At 70.1% G+C, this 3,820-nt stretch carries 4 protein-coding genes and 1 pseudogene; 3 read left to right on the forward strand and 2 right to left on the reverse strand.

Annotated elements, in window-relative coordinates:
* Both GT042_RS03465 and paaE read left to right on the forward strand, forming a co-directional pair.
* A pseudogene (locus GT042_RS03465) lies at positions 1 to 174 on the forward strand (phenylacetate-CoA oxygenase subunit PaaJ); the annotation flags it as partial.
* The gene (gene paaE, locus GT042_RS03470; RefSeq protein WP_161307219.1) at positions 174 to 1,277 is read left to right on the forward strand and encodes a 1,2-phenylacetyl-CoA epoxidase subunit PaaE; all 1,104 of its coding nucleotides are present in this window, start codon (positions 174 to 176) and stop codon (positions 1,275 to 1,277) included. The pseudogene GT042_RS03465 and the gene paaE, both read left to right, overlap by 1 nt.
* 4 nt (positions 1,278 to 1,281) lie before the next feature.
* Here the strand turns inward: paaE and GT042_RS03475 are convergent, their stop codons facing one another.
* Entirely contained in the window at positions 1,282 to 1,485 is a 204-nt protein-coding gene (locus GT042_RS03475; protein WP_161307220.1) for a hypothetical protein, read from the reverse strand.
* 128 nt (positions 1,486 to 1,613) lie between these two features.
* On the reverse strand, positions 1,614 to 2,636 hold the full coding sequence (locus GT042_RS03480) for a DUF4331 family protein (RefSeq protein WP_161307221.1): 1,023 nt from the start codon (positions 2,634 to 2,636) through the stop codon (positions 1,614 to 1,616).
* 303 nt (positions 2,637 to 2,939) lie between these two features.
* Here GT042_RS03480 and GT042_RS03485 point away from each other — a divergent pair, with 303 nt between their 5' ends.
* A complete protein-coding gene (locus tag GT042_RS03485; RefSeq protein WP_161307222.1) occupies positions 2,940 to 3,695 on the forward strand; it encodes a (5-formylfuran-3-yl)methyl phosphate synthase in 756 nt (251 codons plus the stop codon).
* Positions 3,696 to 3,820 lie beyond the last annotated feature (125 nt).

Genomic DNA, 3,820 nt, shown 5'->3' on the forward strand with positions numbered 1-3,820 from the left:
CACGCGCCCGGCCCCGTGCCGCTGGTGCTCTCGCCGACCCGCGCCGAGGTGGCGTGCCCCCTGTGCGGTTCGGCGGACACCGAGGAGACCTCCCGGTTCGGCGCCACGTCGTGCAAGGCGCTGTGGCGCTGCCGCACCTGCCGCGAGCCGTTCGAGTACGTCAAGGAGATCTGATGGCAGACCTGTTGAGCCCGGCACCCGTACGGGCCCCACGGCGCCGGCCCGCCTTCCACCCGCTGCGCGTGGCCGAGGTGCGGCGGCTGTGCGAGGACGCGGTCTCCGTCGCGTTCGCGATCCCCGACGAACTGGCCGCAGAGTTCGCCTTCGCCCCCGGGCAGGCGCTCACCCTGCGCCGCCAGGTCGACGGACGGGACGAGCGGCGCTCGTACTCCATCTGCGCCCCGGCGGGCACCCCGCCGCGCATCGGGGTACGGGAAGTGCCCGACGGCCTGTTCTCGTCCTGGCTGGTCCACGAGGTGAGGCCGGGGGACGTCATCGACGTGCTGGCCCCCAGCGGTGCCTTCACCCCCGACCTCACCACGCACGGACACCACGTCCTGATCGCGGCCGGTTCCGGCATCACCCCGATGATCTCCATCGCCGAGTCGGTCCTCGCCGCCGACGACCGCTCCCGGGTGACCCTCTTCTACGGCAACCGCCGCACCAACTCCGTCATGTTCGCCGACGAACTCGCCGACCTGAAGGACCTCCACCCCACCCGCTTCCAGCTCGCCCACGTCCTCTCCCGCGAGCCCCGCGAGGCCGAGCTGCTCACCGGCCGCCTCGACGGCGACCGGCTCGCCGCGCTCGTCGACGGCCTGGTCGACGTCGCCGACGCCGGCCACTGGTGGCTGTGCGGCCCGCACGGCATGGTCCGCGACGCCCAGCGCGTCCTGACCGGGCTGGGCGTCCCCGCCGACCGCGTCCACCGCGAGCTGTTCTTCGCCGACGACGAGCCGGTACGGGAGACGCGCCACGTGGACGGCGTCGCCGAGGGCCCGGTCAGCCAGGTCACCATCACGCTCGACGGCCGCTCCACCACCGGCGCACTGGCCCGTACGGCCACGATCCTCGACGGCGCCCAGAAGACACGCCCCGACCTGCCGTTCGCCTGCAAGGGCGGGGTGTGCGGGACGTGCCGGGCCCTGGTCACCGACGGCAAGGCGGACATGCGCCGCAACTACGCGCTCGAACCCGCCGAGGTCGACGCCGGGTACGTGCTCACCTGCCAGACCTACCCCGTCTCCGAGACGGTGAGCGTCGACTACGACAGCTGAGGACTCAGTGCTTTCTGAACTTCTCGATCAGCGCGTCCGGGTCCACGCTGTTGCTGTCGGTCCCGATATTGCCGAGCTCGGTGTTCCCGCCGTGGTCCTCCCACATTTTCAGCAGTTCGAGCTGCCGTTCCCTTGGCAATGAGTTGACCCAGTCCTGATGGTCCGGTGAAATCTGGTCCATCAATTTGCTCAGCGCTTCCATGGCCATCGGATTCTCCTTTTCGGCCCCCGTACCACCCGGCGCACGACCCAACGGACGACACGTTCTCATGCCGTTCGACCTCTCGCCACCGGAGCCCGGACCGGGGCCCCGGTACGGCGAGACAAGGGCCGTGCTCATTCCGGTACGACGTAGGGGAAGCTGTCGCTCCGCTGGTCCTTGGTGGTCGCGGGGGAGAGGCCGCTGGGCACGGGCAGGTTGGTGACCAGGGACATCATCACCTCGGGTGCGTTGTCCGCGCGGGTACGGCCGTTGCGGGCGGCGAAGCCGAAGGAGGCCGGGGTGCCGACCACGTACGGCAGGACATCGGGCAGCAGGCGCATGGCGACGGTCTGCCCGTAGCCCGCGGGGTCGGCCGAGGTACCGGTGGCGGCGACCACGGCGGCGATCCGGTTGGCGATCGCCCGGCCGTCGGCGGCGACGTCCTCGGACGGGTGGCGGGTGTTGGCCGGGTTCGAGAAGTCCGTGTCGTCGGGCCAGAAGATCGGCCACATCATCGGGTTGCCGCCCCGGTTGATCTGCCGCCAGCCGCCGGCGTCGGTCGCCAGCTTGGTCGCGCACCACACCCCGGTACGGGCCCCGGGCCGCAACCGGTCATGGCTGTGGGGGACTTCGAGGACGATCGCTTCGACCGTCGTGCCGTCGAAGGTGTTCCTCGCCTCCCGGGGGTTCCAGGACGACAGGTCCACCGCGGTGCCCTTCCCCACGGCGCCGTTGACGAGGGAGAGCAGGGACAGGTCGACGTAGAAGGCATCCTGGACCCGCCCGGCCCAGGCGCGGATTCCGGCCCCCGTGGCCGTTTCGCCGGTACGGCCCTCCAGCACCAACTCGCCCTCGGCGGCGTCCCCTTGGGCGTCCGTGCCGGTCAGGGAGTGCAGGCGCAGCGCCTGCCGTCCGTTCGCGTCCGGCTCCCCGAAGGAGAAACGGTAGGTCAGGGTCTCCCGGTCGGCGCCGTCGAAGTGCACCTTGATCTCGTAGCGCGCCTCGTGGTGGAAGCCGGGCTCGGCGTGGACGCCGGTGATGTTCGAGTTGACGTCCATGACGAACACCGTGCTGTCCTCGCCGGGGAAGACGTAGAGGTCGTCGATGAACAGCTGGCCGTTCTGCGCCGCCAGCGGGGTGTCGAGGTGATGGGACATGACGGGTCCGTTCTCGTCGCGATCGATGGGCCGGGCTTTATGTCCCACTCATCCTATATCTCCCTATGTCGGAAGTGCTCGATCGAGTGATCGGCGGCATCTCCGATTCGGACTGGTGTGTGCGGCGTGCTTTCACAGGCGTGCACGGCGCGTTGAACGGTGGACCGCAATTCCCGTCCGGGTTCTGTGCGCTCTACCGAGGGCCGTGGACCGCGGTGAATGATGAACACACCGCAAGGGATCCGCTCGATTCCGTATATCCGTCCGCTGATCGGACGGGTGTGCGAGGAAAAGGAGTCCACGTTGTTGCTTCTCATTTCTCCGGACAGTGTCGAGGAAGCTCTCGATTGTGCGAAGGCGGCGGAGTATCTGGACATTGTCGATGTGAAGAAGCCCGACGAGGGTTCGCTCGGCGCGAATTTCCCGTGGGTCATCAGGGAGATCCGTGAGGCGGTCCCGGCCGGGACGCCGGTGTCCGCGACGGTGGGGGACGTGCCGTACAAGCCCGGCACGGTGGCCCAGGCGGCCCTCGGCGCGGCCGTCTCGGGAGCCACGTACATCAAGGTCGGCCTCTACGGCTGTACGACACCCGAACAGGCCGTCGACGTCATGCGGGGGGTCGTCCGGGCGGTGAAGGAGTACCGGCCGGAGGCGCTGGTGGTCGCCTCGGGCTATGCCGACGCCCACCGGATCGGCTGCGTCAACCCGCTCGCGCTGCCCGACATCGCCCGCCGCTCCGGCTCGGACGCCGCGATGCTCGACACCGCGATCAAGGACGGGACCCGCCTGTTCGACCACGTTCCGCCGGACGTCTGCGGAGAGTTCGTCCGCCTCGCCCACGAGTACGGTCTGCTCGCGGCCCTCGCCGGCAGCGTGAAGGCCGGGGACCTCGGTGAGCTGACCCGTATCGGCACGGACATCGTGGGGGTGCGCGGGGCCGTCTGCGAGGGGGGCGACCGCAACACGGGAAGGATCCAGCCGCAGTTGGTGGCCGCCTTCCGGGGGGAGATGGACCGGCACGCCCGGGAACACGCGGCTGCCGCCGCGGCCGCGAGCTGAGTGCCGGCATGCCGACACCCCAGCCCGCTCACACACCCGGGACCGGTGTGGACCGCTTCGCCGTCCTCGATCCGGCGACGGGCGAGGCCTTCGAGGAGGCCCCCGATCAGTCGCCCGGGGAACTG

The organism is Streptomyces sp. SID3212, assembly GCF_009865405.1.
Lineage (GTDB): Bacteria > Actinomycetota > Actinomycetes > Streptomycetales > Streptomycetaceae > Streptomyces.

What these genes read in the sequence shown, in the direction of transcription:
- paaE (WP_161307219.1), top strand. Translation starts at nt 174, where the DNA reads ATGGCAGACCTGTTGAGCCCGGCACCCGTACGGGCCCCACGGCGCCGG.
- GT042_RS03475 (WP_161307220.1), bottom strand. Translation starts at nt 1,485, where the DNA reads ATGGCCATGGAAGCGCTGAGCAAATTGATGGACCAGATTTCACCGGAC.
- GT042_RS03480 (WP_161307221.1), bottom strand. Translation starts at nt 2,636, where the DNA reads ATGTCCCATCACCTCGACACCCCGCTGGCGGCGCAGAACGGCCAGCTG.